This is a genomic window from Ruegeria sp. G2 (assembly GCF_056533505.1).
Window position 1 is genome coordinate 89,088 of record NZ_JBQFON010000010.1, and the last position, 18,452, is coordinate 107,539.

20 protein-coding genes are annotated in these 18,452 nt (G+C 55.6%); 6 read left to right on the forward strand and 14 right to left on the reverse strand.

All coding sequences use genetic code 11. The features are described from left to right. Positions 1-85 precede the first annotated feature (85 nt). From ccrA to ACR0DU_RS17400, 5 genes are all read left to right on the forward strand, one after another. Positions 86-1,372, forward strand: coding sequence for a crotonyl-CoA carboxylase/reductase (gene ccrA / locus ACR0DU_RS17380; RefSeq protein ID WP_010442845.1), 1,287 nt, complete (start codon positions 86-88; stop codon positions 1,370-1,372). 367 nt (positions 1,373-1,739) lie between these two features. Next, positions 1,740-2,459 carry a helix-turn-helix transcriptional regulator gene (locus tag ACR0DU_RS17385; protein WP_480876210.1) on the forward strand — a complete coding sequence of 240 codons (720 nt, stop codon included), beginning with the start codon at positions 1,740-1,742 and terminating at the stop codon, positions 2,457-2,459. Between the two features lie 83 nt (positions 2,460-2,542). Beyond that, positions 2,543-3,181, forward strand: a complete 639-nt coding sequence (locus ACR0DU_RS17390) for an acyl-homoserine-lactone synthase (protein WP_480876211.1) — start codon at positions 2,543-2,545, stop codon at positions 3,179-3,181. A gap of 60 nt (positions 3,182-3,241) precedes the next feature. After that, the gene (locus ACR0DU_RS17395; protein WP_480876213.1) at positions 3,242-4,774 is read left to right on the forward strand and encodes an ATP-dependent DNA helicase; all 1,533 of its coding nucleotides are present in this window, start codon (positions 3,242-3,244) and stop codon (positions 4,772-4,774) included. Then, positions 4,771-5,499: an SDR family oxidoreductase gene (locus ACR0DU_RS17400; RefSeq protein WP_480876215.1), complete on the forward strand. Its 729-nt coding sequence runs from the start codon at positions 4,771-4,773 to the stop codon at positions 5,497-5,499. The genes ACR0DU_RS17395 and ACR0DU_RS17400 overlap by 4 nt, the downstream gene beginning before the upstream one ends. 2 nt (positions 5,500-5,501) lie before the next feature. On the opposite strand, the gene ACR0DU_RS17405 is transcribed toward ACR0DU_RS17400, so the two are convergent. The 14 genes from ACR0DU_RS17405 to ACR0DU_RS17470 all read right to left on the reverse strand — a co-directional run bounded on the left by ACR0DU_RS17405 (position 5,502) and on the right by ACR0DU_RS17470 (position 17,267). Continuing rightward, a complete protein-coding gene (locus ACR0DU_RS17405) occupies positions 5,502-6,266 on the reverse strand; it encodes a TIGR02186 family protein (protein ID WP_010442850.1) in 765 nt (254 codons plus the stop codon). A 1-nt stretch (position 6,267) separates the two neighbouring features. Next, positions 6,268-7,188: a sulfite exporter TauE/SafE family protein gene (locus tag ACR0DU_RS17410; RefSeq protein WP_010442851.1), complete on the reverse strand. Its 921-nt coding sequence runs from the start codon at positions 7,186-7,188 to the stop codon at positions 6,268-6,270. Positions 7,189-7,279: 91 nt separating this feature from the next. After that, the gene (locus tag ACR0DU_RS17415) at positions 7,280-8,203 is read right to left on the reverse strand and encodes a sulfite exporter TauE/SafE family protein (protein WP_170781217.1); all 924 of its coding nucleotides are present in this window, start codon (positions 8,201-8,203) and stop codon (positions 7,280-7,282) included. A 90-nt stretch (positions 8,204-8,293) separates the two neighbouring features. Beyond that, positions 8,294-9,262, reverse strand: coding sequence for an ABC transporter permease (locus tag ACR0DU_RS17420; RefSeq protein ID WP_010442853.1), 969 nt, complete (start codon positions 9,260-9,262; stop codon positions 8,294-8,296). Continuing rightward, positions 9,262-10,356: an ABC transporter permease gene (locus tag ACR0DU_RS17425; protein ID WP_010442854.1), complete on the reverse strand. Its 1,095-nt coding sequence runs from the start codon at positions 10,354-10,356 to the stop codon at positions 9,262-9,264. The genes ACR0DU_RS17420 and ACR0DU_RS17425 overlap by 1 nt, the downstream gene beginning before the upstream one ends. 3 nt (positions 10,357-10,359) lie before the next feature. Next, positions 10,360-11,889 (reverse strand): ABC transporter ATP-binding protein, encoded by a 1,530-nt coding sequence (locus ACR0DU_RS17430; protein ID WP_170474311.1) that lies wholly within the window; start codon positions 11,887-11,889, stop codon positions 10,360-10,362. A gap of 88 nt (positions 11,890-11,977) precedes the next feature. Further along, the gene (locus tag ACR0DU_RS17435) at positions 11,978-12,976 is read right to left on the reverse strand and encodes a BMP family lipoprotein (RefSeq protein WP_010442856.1); all 999 of its coding nucleotides are present in this window, start codon (positions 12,974-12,976) and stop codon (positions 11,978-11,980) included. Between the two features lie 147 nt (positions 12,977-13,123). After that, the gene (locus ACR0DU_RS17440) at positions 13,124-13,543 is read right to left on the reverse strand and encodes a GNAT family N-acetyltransferase (protein ID WP_480456197.1); all 420 of its coding nucleotides are present in this window, start codon (positions 13,541-13,543) and stop codon (positions 13,124-13,126) included. Continuing rightward, complete coding sequence (tsaB, locus tag ACR0DU_RS17445) at positions 13,540-14,130, reverse strand: tRNA (adenosine(37)-N6)-threonylcarbamoyltransferase complex dimerization subunit type 1 TsaB (RefSeq protein ID WP_480456198.1); 591 nt, start codon at positions 14,128-14,130, stop codon at positions 13,540-13,542. The genes ACR0DU_RS17440 and tsaB overlap by 4 nt, the downstream gene beginning before the upstream one ends. Next, positions 14,120-14,683, reverse strand: coding sequence for a NifU family protein (locus ACR0DU_RS17450; RefSeq protein WP_170474317.1), 564 nt, complete (start codon positions 14,681-14,683; stop codon positions 14,120-14,122). The genes tsaB and ACR0DU_RS17450 overlap by 11 nt, the downstream gene beginning before the upstream one ends. A 69-nt stretch (positions 14,684-14,752) precedes the next feature. Further along, positions 14,753-15,346: a DsbA family protein gene (locus ACR0DU_RS17455; protein WP_480876219.1), complete on the reverse strand. Its 594-nt coding sequence runs from the start codon at positions 15,344-15,346 to the stop codon at positions 14,753-14,755. A gap of 8 nt (positions 15,347-15,354) precedes the next feature. Then, positions 15,355-15,810 carry a universal stress protein gene (locus tag ACR0DU_RS17460; RefSeq protein WP_480876221.1) on the reverse strand — a complete coding sequence of 152 codons (456 nt, stop codon included), beginning with the start codon at positions 15,808-15,810 and terminating at the stop codon, positions 15,355-15,357. Between the two features lie 73 nt (positions 15,811-15,883). Beyond that, positions 15,884-16,747, reverse strand: a complete 864-nt coding sequence (locus ACR0DU_RS17465; protein WP_319546167.1) for a branched-chain amino acid aminotransferase — start codon at positions 16,745-16,747, stop codon at positions 15,884-15,886. Between the two features lie 67 nt (positions 16,748-16,814). Beyond that, positions 16,815-17,267, reverse strand: coding sequence for an Lrp/AsnC family transcriptional regulator (locus ACR0DU_RS17470; protein ID WP_480876223.1), 453 nt, complete (start codon positions 17,265-17,267; stop codon positions 16,815-16,817). 129 nt (positions 17,268-17,396) lie between these two features. Here ACR0DU_RS17470 and ACR0DU_RS17475 point away from each other — a divergent pair, with 129 nt between their 5' ends. Beyond that, entirely contained in the window at positions 17,397-18,446 is a 1,050-nt protein-coding gene (locus ACR0DU_RS17475; RefSeq protein WP_480876225.1) for a Glu/Leu/Phe/Val family dehydrogenase, read from the forward strand. Positions 18,447-18,452 lie beyond the last annotated feature (6 nt).

The window sequence follows — 18,452 nt, forward strand, 5'->3', positions numbered from 1 at the left end:
GCAATATTACTCAGGGATCAATATTCCATCTGAGGAAAGCCGCGATTCTGCGGCGCGGCAATAGGTAAGAACAAAGGAGGCCAACATGGCTTTGGATGTCGATAGCGGTATCGCGTCGTATGAGGCACCGGAAAAGGACCTCTATGAAATGGGTGAAATCCCTCCGATGGGGTATGTACCCAAGCAAATGTATGCTTGGGCCATCCGGAAAGAGCGTCATGGCGAGCCAGACACGGCGATGCAGCTCGAGGTGGTTGATGTCCCCAAGCTGGACAGCCACGAAGTTCTGGTTCTCGTTATGGCGGCGGGTGTGAACTACAACGGCGTCTGGGCATCGCTTGGCAAACCCATCAGCCCGTTTGACGGACACAAAGCCCCTTACCATATTGCGGGCTCGGATGCTTCGGGCATCGTCTGGGCCGTGGGTGAGAAAGTCACACGCTGGAAGGTCGGCGACGAAGTGGTCATTCATTGCAACCAGGATGATGGCGATGATGAGCACTGTAACGGCGGCGATCCGATGTACTCGGACAGCCAGCGCATTTGGGGATATGAGACACCAGATGGGTCGTTCGCGCAGTTTACAAATGTACAAGCACAGCAGCTGATGCCGCGCCCCAAGCATCTGACTTGGGAAGAAAGCGCCTGCTACACTCTTACACTGGCAACGGCTTATCGGATGCTGTTTGGTCACGAGCCACATGACCTGAAACCTGGCCAGAATGTTCTGGTCTGGGGTGCGTCGGGCGGTCTGGGCTCTTACGCAATCCAGCTGATCAATACGGCGGGAGCTAACGCGATCGGCGTGATCTCGGACGAAAGCAAACGTGACTTTGTTATGGGGCTGGGCGCCAAAGGCGTTCTGAACCGCAAGGACTTCAACTGCTGGGGCCAGTTGCCCACGGTCAATACGCCTGAATATGCCGAATGGTTCAAAGAGGCCCGCAAGTTTGGCAAGGCCATCTGGGACATCACCGGCAAAGGTGTGAACGTCGACATGGTGTTCGAGCATCCGGGTGAAAGCACATTCCCGGTATCGACCTTTGTGGTGAAAAAAGGCGGCATGGTTGTGATTTGTGCCGGGACCACTGGCTATAACCTGACCTTCGATGTGCGCTACATGTGGATGCATCAGAAACGTTTGCAGGGCTCGCACTTTGCCCATCTCAAACAAGCCGCCGCAGCGAATAAGCTGATGGTAGAACGCCGATTGGATCCATGCATGTCCGAGGTGTTTACCTGGAAGGAGCTGCCCGAGGCGCATATGAAGATGATGCGAAATGAACACAAGCCGGGCAATATGTCGGTGTTAGTTCAGGCTCCGTATACGGGTATGCGCACCCTTGAGGAAGTATTAGCCGCCCGCGACTAACGGTCTCAGTTTTTTGAACAGCTTCATCACCCGCAAGGCATAGCTTCGCCCTTGCGGGTGAATTGCGATTCCCGGTTATCAATTTTTTTCAATACGTTAGAAATCCGGCCCCCACTATTTCTGGGGAGTAGAAAGCAGTGAATAGGCCGAAATAGACTGCACATGTTATGGTTGTGTTAACCCTTCGTTAACTATTTCGGAGACACCCTGATGGCGCAAAATGAGTGGATATTGGACGTATTGTCGGATCTCAACGCCTTTGCGGTGGCAAATGGGTTGAGCGCACTTGCCGAGCAGCTTGATGATACAAGGCTAATCGCAGCGGCCGAGATTGCGTCCTCAAAGGATGAGGCTTGCGCGCCCGCGAATGGGAACAAAGTTCGATTTGAGTCAGATCCTCGAGGATTTGGAAAGCACCAGCACGCTTGAAGAGCTTGCGACTATACTCATCCAGCTGCGTGACACGCTGCGCATCGACCATGTAACCTATCACTGGGTCGATGGTGCCGGTGACCAATATGGGTTTACGACATATTCGGACGCTTGGGACAGGCAGTATCGCGACAAAAACTACCACCGGATTGATCCGGTTATCCTGGGTTGTTTTCAGCGCTTCCATGCAGTGGATTGGAAACAATTGAATTGGTCGGGCAAAGCCGTCAGAGCTTTTTTGGAAGACGCGCAAGATCATGGCGTTGGCAATCAGGGATATTCGATCCCATTGCGCGGACCCAGCGGGCAATTCGCGTTGTTCACCGTGAATAACACGTGCGACGATGCGGCCTGGCAGACGTTCAAAGACGCCCATGGTCGCGATCTGATCTTAGTGGCGCATTTTCTAAACCGAAAAGCACTGCAATTTGCCAAAAATCGACAACCGGAAACGACGCGCGGGCTTTCACCTCGCGAGATAGATGCGATGACACTGCTGGCGCTGGGTTACAGTAGGGCGCAAGTGGCACATTCGCTTTCGATCTCGGAGCATACGCTCAGGGCCTACATCGAAAGTGCGCGTTCGAAACTCGGAGCGCAGAACACGACTCATGCAATCGCCACCGCGCTTAGCAGAGGATTAATAGTCGTTTAACCACCGTACGGTGGTCTCATCCAATATTAACCACGTGTTTGTACCCCTTTTGTTCCAGATATGGACGACAAGGGGAATACATCATGTTGCGTTATCTTTATGCTGATGAGCTGCATAAATTTCCGGCATTGGCCGAAGGAATGTTCAGAGATCGCGCCGATCAATTCAAAACCCGGCTTGGTTGGGATGTAAAGCTTAACGAAAGGGGGGAAGAGCGGGATCAATACGATGACCTCAATCCGCTCTATGTGATCTGGGAAGAAGCGGATGGCAGTCACGGAGGGTCGATGCGGATATTGCCGACGACCGGTCCGGTTATGGTGAACGACGTTTTTGGCCATCTCACCGGGGGCAGCCCGATCCGTAGCCCGCTTATTTGGGAGGTCACGCGCTTTTGCCTTTCTCGAACTGCCAGCGCCCATACCGCCGGGGCTATCATGCTAAGTGGGGGCGAGGTTATGGAAGGATTTGGACTAACCCATATCGCTGGCGTTTTTGATGCCCGTATGATCCGAATTTACCGAATGATCGGGTCATCACCCGTGGTTCTGGGATCAGAAGGCAAAGGTCGTGATCAGATTTCGGTAGGCCTATGGCCTTATTCCGCAGAGGATTGCAACCGAGTCGCTGCCCGTGCTGGCATCCCGAGAGAGTTATCGCGCTTGTGGTTCAATACCGCATTTGGGAAGGGGAAGCAGCATCGGTTCGCTCTCTCTGCTTGACAGCGCGGAAATCGTATTCCGCCTCTGGTGGCGCACGGCGCGTCCTTGTAGGGTCGCGCCATGTCTCTGCCTCAAGTCACCTTTTCCGATGATCAAGCCACCGCTTTCGACAACATTGCCGAGATGTTGCGCTCGGCCGGAGTTGATCTTGAGGATGACGCTCTGCTGAAACTTCCCGGAAACGGGAAATCGGGTGTCATGGCTGTGGTTGGCAAGGCAGGATCTGGTAAAACCCTTTTGCTGGCGGAACTTTACAAGGCTCTGGCCGAAACTGGAGTCAACCTGATCTCGGGCGATTTTGAAAGCCGCAAGTCCCGCGACAAACGCAGCCTTGCGATCCTTGCTCCGACGAACAAGGCAGCCAGTGTTTTAAGATTGCGTGGAGTGCCTGCAACGACAATCCACCGTATCCTTTATACACCCGTTTATGACCCGGAATATGAGCGGATTGCCGAATGGCTGGCGGGTAATGACGAACGACCCGAGATCGAAGGGTTGACCGACGAAGCGCTGGACCGGGCGGCTGCGTTTTATGCCAATAACAAATCCATTCCCGGCGCTCTGGCCGCTGCTGGTCTGCGTGGATCTGACTTTATTACTGGCTGGAAACGCCGCGATGAACCCCTCGATATTGGCTTTGTGGACGAAGCCTCGATGCTGGATGACCGGCAATTTGAAGATCTGAAAGAAATCTTCCCGACGCTGCTGCTGTTTGGTGATCCGGCGCAGTTGGCACCAGTCAATCAATCGGGCTCGATGGTTTTTGACGGGTTGCCAGAGCCGCGTAAGCAGATCTTGCATCGTGTACATAGGCAGACGGCTGATAATCCAATACTTGATCTAGCCCACGCTCTTTCCGATCCCGCCATGGGCTTTGAGGATTTTGAGCGTCTGATTGAGGACACCGCCCGCAAGGATGATCGCGTTGTCTGGGGTCAACGGGTCGAAGTCGATCTGATGGCGCGCAGCCCTGTTCTGGTTTGGCGCAACGCGACCCGCATCCGTTTGATACAGGCGTTCCGCAGCGTGCATGGTGCGCCGGAAACTGAGCTGCTAGAAGGTGAACCGCTGATCTGTGACGGCATTGAATTGCCATTGAAGCACCGCAAGAAACGGCTGGATCTTGAAGCGCGCGGGCTAATCAAAGGGGCACAGGTTATCTACCTTGGCCCTGGTCGCAAACCCGGGTTTTCGCGCTTACATGTTATGGGAGCAGAGGACCCGCAGGTCTCGGCTGCATCAATTGTACAAATCGAAAAGCCTGATGAGGAAGAGCCGTTCATTCCCTTTGCCGCGCGGATGGGGGCGACGTTTCTGCACGGTGCTGCGGTGACAATTCACAAGGCGCAGGGCTCTCAATGGGACACCGTGCAGGTGTTCGCACCGGATATTTATGCCGCCGCGCGTATGGGACGGACCGAGGCGGGGCAGCCGCTTTGGAAGCGTCTTGCCTATGTGGCTATTACCCGTGCGCAGGAGCGATTGATCTGGGTGGTGCGGAACAGATTGTCAAAGCCAACACATCCCTTAAGGGTGGATGACCTGCGGGCCGTCGCGGCGCCGTCGCTGACATTGGAGTCGGAAGTGACATGAAGACAATCATCGTAACTGGCGCAAGTTCGGGCATCGGTCGCGCGACCGCCGAGTTGTTTCTGGCAGAAGGTTGGACAGTTGGTCTATTGGCCCGCAGCGCCGACACACTTGAAGCAATGGCACAGGGCAGTGACAAGGCGATCCCGTTGGTTGCTAATGTGACCGACGCAGAAGCGGTCGCTCAAGCGTTCACCAACTTTGTAAAACAAATCGGCCGTCTGGATGTCCTGTTCAACAACGCCGGCATTTTTGCGCCGGGCGGCACGATTGATGAGATCGCGCTTGAGGATTGGTACAACTCGGTCAATGTGAATCTGAACGGGATGTTCCATTGCGCGCGCGCCGCGTTTGCCACGATGCGATCGCAGAAGCCGCAGGGCGGGCGGATCATCAACAATGGGTCAATCGCGGCCCATGTACCACGCCCGAATTCAGTGCACTACTCGGCAACAAAACATGCGATCACGGGCCTGACACGCAGCTTGTCGCTGGATGGGCGGGATTTTGGAATTGCCTGTGGGCAGATTGATATCGGCAACGCCCGCACGCCCATGGTGCAAGAGCTGGTCAAGAACGCCATCGCTGATGGTCGTCAGCCCGATCCGACGATGGCTGTTGGCGATGCCGCCCGGTCTGTGTTGCATATGGCTCAACTGCCGCTAGAAGCAAATGTACAGTTCATGACCGTAATGGCGACATCGATGCCCTATATCGGCCGCGGCTGAGCCTAATTTTCGCGCAACAGTCGGAAAGCGGTCGATGCACCCCATCCAGCCGCAATCGCAATTGCCAGCGACATTAGCCCGTACCAGATCGGCTGTTCGCGGGACATGCTGTAGAGGAACCTTTCCAGCCCGACCTTGCGTACATCAATAGATGTTTCGAAAGTTGAGACAACCATACCACCCCGCGTCAGGAAAATACGGGCGGCATAGCTACCTTCTGTAAGATCTGATGGCATTTCGATCGAAGTTCGGAACAGAGTTTGTTCGTCAACCGCCACAGTGTCTTCACGGATGGAATACAACCCTTCATCCTCTCGGATGCGAATGACGGCTTCGGAAAAGTCCTGAGCGCCCTGAATATTCATATCGGCGCCCACCGAGCGGATGGCGCGTTCGATTGAAACCTTGTACCGCAGATCTTCGGTTTGGGTCAGTACTTCACTAAACGGAGCGCTCGTGGCTACGGCATAAAAACTAGGGGCCAGATCAACAACTAGGCTATCGGTGTTTACCCAGATGCCAAATCGCTTTTCCTTGCGCCGAACGGTGACGGGTTCGGATGGACCAGCGACCGCGACAACGACCTCAAGCGGGGGGCCTTCCGGTATGGGGGCTTCGCGTTTTACAGCTCCGAATACCAGAATCTCGGAGCCGTCGAAATTGGCCGTGATTGATACGCGATCTTGGCTTAACCCCAGAACAACCTGTTCTTCGGCGGCAAAAGCGGGCAGGCAAATCAGAGATAGAAGGACAATCAAACGCAACATCTTAGTGCCCTCCATCCGTGCCCAGCGAGTACAGCTCGGAAGGTTGCAGCAACAAATCAAGCGCCAGCTTGCCGCAGACGACAAGCACAAGCGCGGCAAGCAGAACACGCAGCTGCTCGGCTGGCATCCGGGCCCCAATAACAGTTCCCACCTGAGCCCCGACTACGCCACCGACCAGCAGCAGAACGGCCAGCACGACGTCAACCGTATAGTTGGTCGTGGCATGCAGCATGGTGGTGAAGGCGGTCACAAAGATGATCTGAAACAGGGAAGTTCCTACAACCACCTTGGTTGGCATGCCCAAAAGGTAGATCATCGCAGGCACCATAATAAACCCGCCGCCAACCCCCATAATGGCTGACAAGACACCGACGAACAGACCAACGATCACTGGTGGAATGACCGAGATATACAGACCCGAAGTCCGGAATCGCATCTTGAACGGCATGGCATGAACCCATCCACGCTGGCGCCGCTTCGGTGGAGGTGTACCGCCTTTTCGGGTTTTGCGAATTGCATTCAGGCTTTCGACGAACATCAGGCTGCCGATGATGCCCAGAAAGATAACGTAACAAAGTTTGACCAGCAGATCGACCTGACCAAGACTTTTGAGATAATTAAAGACGACGACGCCCAATGCAGCACCTGCCAACCCGCCAACCAATAGGACTGTCCCCATTCTCAGATCAACGGTTCGGCGTCTGAAATGCGCCAGAACCCCTGAGAAGGAAGAGGCAACAATTTGGTTGGCTTCGGTAGCAACGGCCACGGCGGGAGGAATGCCGATAAAGAACAGCAAAGGGGTCATCAGGAAACCGCCCCCAACACCGAACATCCCCGACAAAATGCCGACCATTCCGCCCAGTCCCAACAACAGGAAGGCGTTTACGGAGACTTCGGCTATGGGCAGGTAAATATGCATGATACCGTCACGTTATTACTGGCGTTACCGGGCTTGGACCGGCCCGTTCTCTTGCGGTCGGGGTGGCTTGCGGGCAGAGCTTGCAACACGGCTAAACTCCTCCGGGTTCTGAGAGGGAAAAATAGTCAGGCGGCGTCAGGAGCAGGTCAAACCCGATTTTTGCAGCAACTGCAATGACCAAAAGAGCCAACAGAATGCGTAATTGCTCGGCCTTCAAACGTGCGCCGATTTGGGTGCCCAATTGTGCGCCTACAACCCCCCCGATCAAAAGAAGAACCGCAAGAAGCACATCGACGCTGTAGTTTGTCGAGGCATGTATCATCGTAGTGAACCCAGCCACAAATATGATCTGAAACAGGGATGTGCCGATTACGACTTTTGTGGGCATACCAAGGATATAGATCATCGCGGGCACCATGATAAACCCGCCGCCAACTCCCATGATCGCTGACAGGATACCAACGCCGAACCCGACCAGTGCGGGTGGGATCACTGAAATATAAAGGCTCGAAGCACGAAAGCGCATTTTGAAGGGTAACGCGTGGACCCATGTCCGTTGCCGGCGCTTGGCGACCGAGTTACTTCCTGACTGCCTTGCGCGACGGATAGCGTTCAGGCTTTCGACAAACATCAAGCTGCCGATCACGCCTAGGAACACGACATAACAAAGCTGCACCGCCAGATCGACTTGGCCGAGATGTTTTAGAAAGTTAAAAACAACCATTCCTAAGGCCGCACCGAGCAGCCCTCCGCCAAGCAGGACGGTGCCCATCTCAAGGTCAACGGTCTTGCGTTTCAGGTGCGCCATCAGCCCAGAGAACGATGAGGCCACAACCTGATTGGCCGATGTGGCCACCGCCACAGCCGGGGGTATGCCGATGAAAAAAAGCATAGGGGTGATCAGGAACCCCCCGCCTACGCCAAACATACCGGACAAAACACCAACCAACCCGCCAATTCCAAGCAGCAGGAAAGGGTTGACCGAAACTTCGGCTATGGGGAGGTATACGTGCATACCCCCTTAGAACGGTTGCGACATACAAAATCAACTCTGTATGCCGCTCTGCAGCAAACAGGACTGAGGGGCAGTCCTGAACTGGCTCTATCAGCGTTCTTTGACGTAGGGTTCACCCCCCGCGCGTGGTGGAATGGCTTTCCCAACAAAGCCTGCAAGAATCACCACGGTCAGAATGTAGGGCAGAGCGTCCATCACCTGGACCGGGATTACGACCCCACCCAGATCGATGTTCTGGAACCGCAGCGCAATCGCCTGCAACAACCCGAACAACAGGCAGGCCCACATCGCGTGCCAAGGGCGCCACTTTGCGAATATTAGCGCAGCCAATGCGATGAATCCGCGACCCGCTGTCATTTCTTTTACGAATCCGGCTTGCAAGGCTGTCGCCAGATACGCACCAGCAATACCGCAGAGAATGCCGCAGATGGCCACGGCCGCAAATCGCAGACCAACGACCGAGACCCCGGCTGTATCAACCGCCGCAGGATTTTCGCCTACTGCACGCAAGCGCAGCCCGAACCTAGTGCGGAACAAGATCCACCAGGTGAGTGGTACGAACAGGAACGCCACATAGACGAGGATTGAATGGCCTGACAGCAGCTCGGAATATATCGGGCCGATGAATGGCACACCTTCCAGCGCTTCTGCGAAGGGGAAGTTGATCGGCTCAAACCGGCCGCCGCCAAACAGAGACGGAGTGCGTCCACCCTGTTGAAACCAGCTTTGCGCGATCAGAACCGTCATACCGGACGCGAGGAAATTGATGGCGACACCCGAGATCAGTTGATTGCCCCGAAACGTGATCGAAGCCAATCCGTGCAGCGCTGATAAAACCAGTGACGCTCCGATTCCAGCCAGAAGCCCTAACCAGACCGAACCCGTTACTGCGGCGATAGCAGCCGAGAAGAAAGCCGCCATAAGCATCTTGCCTTCAAGCCCGATGTCAAAAATGCCAGCGCGTTCGGAATACAAACCTGCCAGACAAGCCAGCAACAGTGGCGTGGCCAGTCGAACTGTAGAATCGAGGACCTGAATGAGGGTAACGAAAAATTCCATCACTCTGCCCCCTTCCGGAAACTCAGGAAGATCTTTTCAAGCGGCATGCGCACCATATTATCGAGCGCACCGGTGAATAGGATGACCAGCGCCTGAATGACCACGATCAGTTCACGTGGGATCGACGTCCACAACGCCAATTCAGCGCCGCCTTGGTACAGAAATCCGAACAGGATCGCAGCAAGGAAAACGCCAAATGGATGGGAACGACCCATAAGAGCCACGGCAATCCCAATAAATCCGGCACCCTCGGTCGAATTGAGGACAAGTCGTTCTGCTTCGCCCATGACATTATTGATAGCCATCATGCCTGCAAGGGCACCCGAGATCAGCATTGCGATGATCGTGATGCGCACGGGTGAGATACCGGCATAGACGGCTCCCGTTTCCGAATGGCCATAGGCGCGGATTTCGTATCCCAGTCGCGTGCGCCAGATCAGGGCCCAAACCACGATGCAGGCAAGTATCGCCACGAAGAACGAGATATTGGCCGGTGCCCCCCGGAAGACGATGTTTTCGGCGCTCGAAAACATCGACTGGAATGTTGGCAGGTGTACCGCCTCGGGGAACCGCGCCGTGGCCGGGTCTTGCGATCCTTGCGGGCGCATCACATTGACCAGCATGTAGTTAAGGAAAGCTGCGGCGATAAAGTTGAACATGATCGTGGTGATCACGATATGACTGCCCCGTTTGGCCTGCAGATAGGCCGGGATCGCGGCCCAGGCCGCGCCAAAGATCATCGAAGCGGCACAGGCGGCCAGTAAGGCGATGGTCCAATGCGGCCAAGGGACCGATAGACAGACGATTGCAACGCCCAGTCCGCCGAGCATGGCCTGACCCTCACCACCAATGTTGAACAGCCGCGCGTGAAAGGCCACGGCAACGGCCAGACCGGTGAAGATGAAATTCGTAGCGTAATAAAGCGTATAGCCCCAGCCATAGGTTGAACCCAAGGCCCCTGTGACCATCAGGTTGACCGCCTCGACCGGGTTTTCCCCAATGGCCAGAATAACGATTGCCGAAAGGATTGTGGCCAACAGCAGGCTGATGATCGGGATCAGCACCACATCGGCCCATTTGGGCATTTTTTCCATGGTTCAGGCGGCCTCTCCTGCAACACCGGCCATCAGCAGGCCCAGTTCTTTTTCATCCGTCTCGGCGGGCAGACGCTCGCCCATTATGTGTCCGTCAAACATCACCGCGATCCGGTCGGACAGCGAGAAGATCTCTTCCAGCTCGACCGAAACCAGCAGGATCGCTTTGCCCTGATCTCTCAGGGCGACGATCTGTTTATGAATGAATTCGATGGCACCGATATCCACACCGCGTGTGGGTTGGCCCACCAGCAGCAGGTCCGGGTTCCGCTCAATCTCGCGCGCGACGACGATCTTCTGCTGGTTGCCACCCGAGAAGCTTTTTGCGGTCAGCCAGCCATTGGGCGGGCGTACGTCGAATTTCTCAATCTTGGCTTCGGTGTCGGCGCGCAGTGCGGCATTGTCCATGAACAGCCCGCGCTTATACGCAGGGTCGCGGTGATAGCCGAAGGCCACATTCTCCCACGCGTAGAAATCCATGATCAAGCCTTCGCGCTGGCGATCCTCGGGCACATGCGCGATGTGTTGCGCGCGCCGTGCCTGACCGTCCGAGCCGGGGCCGTGCAATGGCAGAGGTTCCCCGTTCAGTTTGATTGATCCCTGTCCGGGACGCATTCCGCCCAGAACCTCCAGCAGTTCCGATTGCCCGTTTCCTGCAACGCCAGCAATCCCCACGATTTCACCCGCGCGAACAGTCAGGTCGATGCCTTTGACGCGCTCGACACCTGCCGAATCGGTGACGCTGAGCTTTTCGATCTCCAGAACCGGTTTGCCCGGTTGCGCGGGCACCTTGTCGACCTGGAGCAGAACTTTGCGGCCCACCATAAGTTCGGCCAGTTCCTGTGGGTTGGTCTCAGCAGTTTTGACCGTCGCGGTCATCTCACCGCGGCGCATCACCGAGACGGTATCAGTATTTTCCATGATCTCGCGCAGCTTGTGCGTGATCACGATGATCGTTTTGCCCTCGGACCGCAGCCGGTCAAGTATGCGGAACAATTGATCCGCCTCGGCGGGGGTCAGCACTCCGGTCGGCTCGTCGAGAATTAAAATTTCTGCCTTGCGATAGAGCGCTTTGAGGATCTCAACCCGCTGCTGCATGCCAACGCCAATTTCGTCGATGCGCTTATCGGGGTCCACGAACAGTTCGTATTCTTCTTCAAGCTCTTTCAGCTCTTTGCGGGCTTTCGCCAATGATGGGGCCAGCAGTCCGCCATCCTCGGCACCCAGAACGATGTTTTCTAGTACGGTGAAGTTTTCGACCAGTTTGAAATGCTGGAAAACCATCCCGATGCCTGCTGCAATCGCAGCCTGACTATCGGGGATGTCGGTCTTGGATCCGTTGATCCAGATCTCACCTTTGTCGGCTTTGTAGAAGCCGTAGAGAATGCTCATCAGCGTGGATTTGCCCGCACCGTTTTCTCCGATGATCCCATGGATCGTTCCGGGGGCGACGCTGATGGAAATGTCTTTGTTGGCCTGAACCGGCCCAAAGGCTTTGGAAATCCCTTTGAGCTCAATGGCGGGGACGGTCATGTCTTGTCCTCAATTGCCGAAAGGACCGCGATAAGTATCGCGGCAGAGTGCATTCGGGGCGAAGGTTAACCCTTCGCCCCGTGTGTTATCAGAACTGCAGTGCCGGGCAGCTGTCGTTCTCATAGTAGCTGACAACCGAAACATTGCCGTCGATGATGTCCTGACGAGCTTTGTCAACCGCAGCTTTCATATCGTCGGAAACCAGCGGAGCGTTGTTTTCGTCCATAGCATAGCCAACGCCATCTTCGGACAGGCCCATGACGAATACTCCGGTTTCGACGTCCTCACCCGCTTTCATCGCTTCATATACGGCGACGTCAACGCGCTTGAGCATCGAAGTCAGAACTTTACCCGGGTGCAAGTGGTTCTGGTTGCTGTCAACGCCGATCGACAGGATGCCTTCGTCTGCGGCGGTCTGCAGAACACCAACGCCAGTGCCGCCAGCTGCGGCGTAAACCACGTCAGCACCTTGGCTGATTTGTGCCTTGGTCAGCTCAGAGCCTTTTACCGGGTCGTTCCACGCTGCCGGAGTTGTACCAGTCATGTTGGCAACAACATTGATGTCGGGATTCACGGCTTTGGCACCTTGTGCGTATCCGCAACCAAAGTGGCGGATAAGTGGCACGTCCATACCGCCGATGAAGCCGACAGTGCCGGTCTTCGATGCCATCGCTGCCATCATGCCAACTAGGTATGAGCCTTCATGCTCAGCAAAGCCAACCTGGCGCAGGTTCGGGGCGTCGAGCCATGTCACGTCGACCACCACAAAGGTTGTGTCAGGGTAGTCAGCTGCAACCGCGGCCAGCGGGTCTGCCATGCCAAAGCCCATGGTGATGATCGGGTTCGAACCGGCTTCGGCGAAACGGCGCAGGGCCTGTTCGCGCTGTGCTTCGGACTGCATCTCAATCTCGCGGTATGTGCCGCCCGTTTCTTCGGCCCAGCGAGACGCGCCGTTATGGGCCGCTTCGTTGAATGACTTGTCGAACTTACCGCCCAGATCAAAGATCAGGGCCGGTTCTGCCAGGGCTGCGCCTGCTGTCAGTGCAACCGCAGCGGCTGCGCCCATCAAAGATTTCATAAGGGTCATTTGTTACTCCCGTTGGCTATTATCGGTCCGGGGCTGAATCCCCCGATACCCACTCAGAGCGAGCATACATGTTGTGATGGCGGGAATTGAAGCTGTTTGCAACAGCTTCGGTCAATAGAAATTTGACCATATGGTCTAAAAAAGTGATTAATTGCTGTGAAAACGACATTCCATGACGATTGCGTCGACGTTTGGACCGTTCTCGCGCAGGTAATAGCGCTTGCGTGTACCGCATGCTTCGTATCCACATGCTTCGTAAAGAGCGATTGCCGCATCATTGTCCGAGGCAACATCCAGAAACGCCCGCGATGCCCCAGCCTGATCCGCGTAGGCGTGGAATTCTACCATTATCTTTCGCGCCAATCCCTTCCTTTGGTGATCTGGATGGGTTGCTATCGTCAGTAGTTCCGCTTCGTCGGCAATCACCTGAACCAGCGCAAATGATCTTGTGTCCCCAATTGCATGGATGAAGCGATTTGCCAAAAGCTCGGCAAACTCATCAGCAACCCAGGGGCGGCTCTGATGGAACGCGGCGGCATGGATATGAGCCATTTCCTGTGGCGTCATTCGTCAAGCAAGACCGGAGGTACGTCGCGCGAAGGCGCGGCATCTGCAGGGCGAACATATAAAGGCGCGGGTGGAGTGGGCGTCGAGGCCAAACGCCGCGACGCCAATCGAGCAATAGTGCGAACCTGACGATCAGGCTGATCGCAAAGATATAGTCTGCCCAATGATTCTGCGTCGTGTCGCGTGACCAGTCGCGCTTCTGCCCCATCCGGCATCAAATAAACTTGGTCGCGCGGGGCAGGAATCGCAGGTAAGTGGCCTTTGGGGACCAACTCGGCCAAGGCATCGAAGCCCGATACACCGACCGCGGGAACGTCCAGACCAAGCGCCAGTCCTCGGGCAGCCGAGACCGAGATTCGAATCCCGGTGAAGTTTCCGGGGCCAACCCCGACACCAATCGCATCAAGATCTCGCCAGTTGCATCCGTTCTCTTCCAACAACTCTTCCAGTAAAGGCATCAACCTCTCAGCCTGCCCGCGCGACATGGGCTCAACGCAGGACGCAACAATCACACCGTTTTGCAACAAAGCGGCCGCGCAATGCGCGGCCGATGTGTCGAATGCCAGGATGGTTGGATCAGATCGCAACGGGGCGAACCTCGATCACTTCCGGGATGTAATGCCGTAGCAGGTTTTCGATACCCATTTTCAGAGTGATCGTGGACGATGGACATCCCGCACAGGCCCCTTGCATGTGAAGATAAACAATCCCCTTGTCGAAGCCATGGAATGTTATGTCGCCGCCATCCTGTGCTACAGCAGGTCGCACTCGACTGTCCAACAAATCTTTGATTTGGTGTACAATTTCAGCGTCTTCGCCGGTATGTTCGGCGTGCCCTGCGCCTGCATCAACGTTTGCGCCCATGACGGGCTGACCGGATTGGTAATGCTCCATTACAGCGCCAAGGATGGCGGGTTTGATGTGATCCCATTGGACATCATCGGATTTTGTCACCGTGACAAAATCATTGCCAAAGAACACTCCTGTCACACCCGCGACGCCAAAGATACGAGTGGCGAGCGGAGATTTCTCGGCCGCCTCAGCGTTTGGAAAATCTGCAGTACCCGCTTCCAGAACCGTCTGACCGGGCAAAAACTTCAGAGTTGCCGGGTTGGGTGTGGATTCAGTTTGGATAAACATGGCGCGGCTCCGTTTAAGGTGTATCTGATATGCGCGTCCGGACGGGGGAAGTCAAGATTTGGAATCGTTCTAAATTGATGCGACAAAGGAAATCGCGTCATCCAATCGGTCGTCACCCCAGAACAATTCATCTTTGGCGATAAAGCTTGGTGCGCCGAAGATGTGCAGAGCCTTGGCGCGAGCGACCTGTTCGAACAGCGCGGATTTGATCTGGGGGCTACCAATCTGTTCCATCACATCTTGCGAAACGCCTGAACTGGCAAGGCATTCCGCCAGAACCCTGAGGTCCGAGATGTCTTGTCCCGCTCCGAATTGTGCAGAATAGACAGCGCGTACAAATGCACCACGTTGATTAGTTGATCCGATTGCCAATGCCAGACGCGCCGCTTGCAGGCTGTTTTGCGGAAAATTTTTGGGCTGCTGAAATGGTAGATCGCGCGCTGCACAAAGCCGTTCCATATCCCGCCACATGTACCGGCCCTTTGCGGGATACAGATTGAACGGCGAGTTGTTCCATCCCTGTTCAGCAAAGATCGGGCCCAGAAGAAATGGGTGCCATTCCACGGCGGCTCTCTTTTCTGCGGCCGCCTGTTGGATGCGCATAGCGCTGAGATAGGAATAGGTCGACGCGAAATCGAACCAAAATTGCAATGTTGCTGGCATAATGTGCCTCAGGTGATGGCTTCCAGCTTTTCCTTGCTTAAGTCGCCGGGCACAATAGTGACCGGAATAGGCAGACTGCCAGAGTTCCGGGATAGTTGGGTTACCAATGGTCCGGGGCCCTTCTTGTCAGTGCCAGCGCCCAGCACCAACACGCCAATTTCAGAGTCGGACTGGACGTGTTCGATGATTTGAGGAACCGGGTCGCCTTCGCGAATGGCCAATTCGGGCTCGACACCCTGCTTGTCACGCATCCATTTGGCGAACACTTCGAAATGCGCGTGAATACGCTCGCGTGCTTCTTCACGCATCACCTCAGCGACGCCGATCCAATGGTTGAATTCATCCGGCGGAATTACCGAAAGAACCGTAACCCCACCGCCAGTATGGGCCGCGCGCATTGCGGCAAAGCGCATGGCGTTCAGGCATTCACGGCTGTCGTCCAGAACGACTAGGAACTTGCGCATGTTTGTCCTCGTTTGTTTTCGGGATCATGCCCCACAGGATGCGCAGAGGCAACTGAAACGGGCAGGGAGTCGATCAGCGATTGCTCGCAGCCCAATCCCAGTACATCTCGCGTGCGCGACGGGCAATTGGACCCACCTGATACTGGGTGTCATCCAGCGCGGTGATTGGGGTCACTTTGCTCATGTTGCCGGTCATGAACACTTCGTCAGCATCGTGAAAGTCCTCAAAGCTCAGCACAGATTCATGCACTTTCACCCCATCGGCGCGCAGATTCTTGATGTGTCGCGCCCGGGTGATGCCGGCAAGGAATGTTCCATTGGGAATCGGGGTGAAAACTTCTCCATCGCGAACCATGAAAATATTGGCGGTCGCGGTTTCCGCCACGTGCCCCATCGCATCGGCAACCAACGCGTTTGAGAAACCTTTGCTACGCGCCTCCTGCAACATCCGGGCGTTGTTCGGATAGAGGCAGCCCGCTTTGGCGTTAACCACGGCAGATTCCAGAACGGGGCGACGGAAGCGGGTTGTCGTCAGCGTGGCCGAGGCGGATTCGGGCGCCATCGGGATTTCTTCCAGGCAAATGGCGAAGCCAGTGCTGTCTTCCTGGGGGATGATTGCGGTTGGGTCTCCATCGATGCCCCAATACATAGGACGAATGTAAACTGCAGTATCTGTTGGATAACTTTGTAGCCCCTCCTGAACCAGTTCGACCATCTGTTCCGCAGTCACCGAAGGCGTTAGCATAAGAGCTTCGGCCGAGCGATTGACCCGAGCGCAATGGGCATCGAGATCCGGGGTCATTCCATCAAAGAAGCGGGCGCCGTCAAATACGGATGAGCCAAGCCAAGCGCCATGGTCGGCTGCGCGCATGATAGGGGTGTCCCCATCATGCCATTGACCTTCGAAATAGGTGCGGATGTTTTTGCCGACTGCCATTGCGCCCTCCCTCAAGCTTCGGGAAACCTAGGTTGGGGCCGAGGCAAGGTCCAGCAGATTATCCGCGTTACAGAGGCAGCGACTCACGTTTGACCATGGTGCGCAAGGCAAAGTTTGAACGCAGATTTCTGATGCCTTGTATTTTCATCAGTCGGTTTTCTAAGAAGGCGTCAAATGCGTTGAGGTCTTTGGCCACGACGCGCAGCAAGATGTCACGCGAGCCTGTCATGAGATAGCACTCCATCACCTCATCACACCGCCGAATTGCCTTTTCAAAGGAATCGATGGCGCTGCGATCCTGTTTCTCCAACTCGACAGAGACAAAAATCGTAACACCGAAGCCAAGCTGCTCGGGGTCTACCTGAGCGACGTACCCGGTGATGATCCCATCTCGTTGCAATCGATCCAAGCGCCGCGCGCAAGGTGTCGGGGACAACCCAACATGGTCTGCCAGATCGATAACAGTCATGCGGCCATCATTCTGGAGGGCACGGATTATCTTGGAGTCGATGTCATCCATAGTGAAAAACTCCATCATTTTCGAGTTGGTTGAAGAATATCCCTAAAATACTTCTGCTGGTAGCGATAAATAGGTGAAATTCACTCGTCGACAGATGGCAAACTCCACTGGGTAGCCCGGAGGAGAAGAATGGACATCACCATCATAGACGCGCCAGATTACGAGCGCGTGGTCGAATTCAAGGACAGCGCACTTGGTCTATTGGGCTATATTGCAGTTCACTCGACGCAACGCGGTCCTGCGGCAGGCGGTGTGCGGATGCGCCCCTACGGGCATGCCGCTGAGGCATTGAATGATGCCTTGCAATTGGCGCGGGGCATGACTTTCAAGAACGCTGCAGCTGATCTTCCTCTGGGGGGTGGCAAGGCCGTTATTATTGGTGACCCGCACGTCGATAAATCACCCGATCTTCTGCGTTCCTTCGGTCAAGCGGTGCAAAGCCTGAGCGGCCAGTACTGGACCGCAGAAGACATGGGTATGACGCCCGCTGACATGGCCCATATCGGGTCCCGGACTGACTTTGTGGCAGGGCTGGCAGACGGAGAATTTGCGAGCGGTGATCCATCCCCCATCACGGCACGCGGAATATTCAACGCGATCCGGGTGGCTGCGCAGCACCGTTTTGGGCTAACTGATCTGGATGGCCTGACCGTATCGGTTCAGGGGCTTGGTCATGTAGGCGCGCATTTGTGTCAGTTGCTTCATGATGCAGGCGCACGGCTGATCGTCACAGATATCGATGCCCACCAATCGGCACGTGTTGCTGAACAGTATGCGGCTCAGGCTGTGGCCCCCGATATGATTTATGGTGTTGAGGCCGACATATTTGCCCCCTGCGCCATCGGGGGTATCCTTAACGAAACAAGCATTCCGTTGTTGCAGGTCGGCGCCGTGGCTGGGGGCGCAAACAACCAGTTGGCCAGTGCTGGCGATGCGCGGTTGCTTCACCAGCGCGGCATTCTTTACGCACCCGACTTTGTCGCTAACGGGGGTGGCATCATTAATGTGGCAACAGAAATCCTGCGCGTAGAAGAGCGTGAAGCTTGGGTCGCTGATAGATTAGAGGCGCTTGAGCAGACGATGGATCGCATCCTGACGAGGGCCAAGATCGAAGCGGTTAGCCCGCATGAGGTCGCTGAATCCATTGTGCATGAAATGCTGCGCCCCAAGGCCGCATAATGGGCT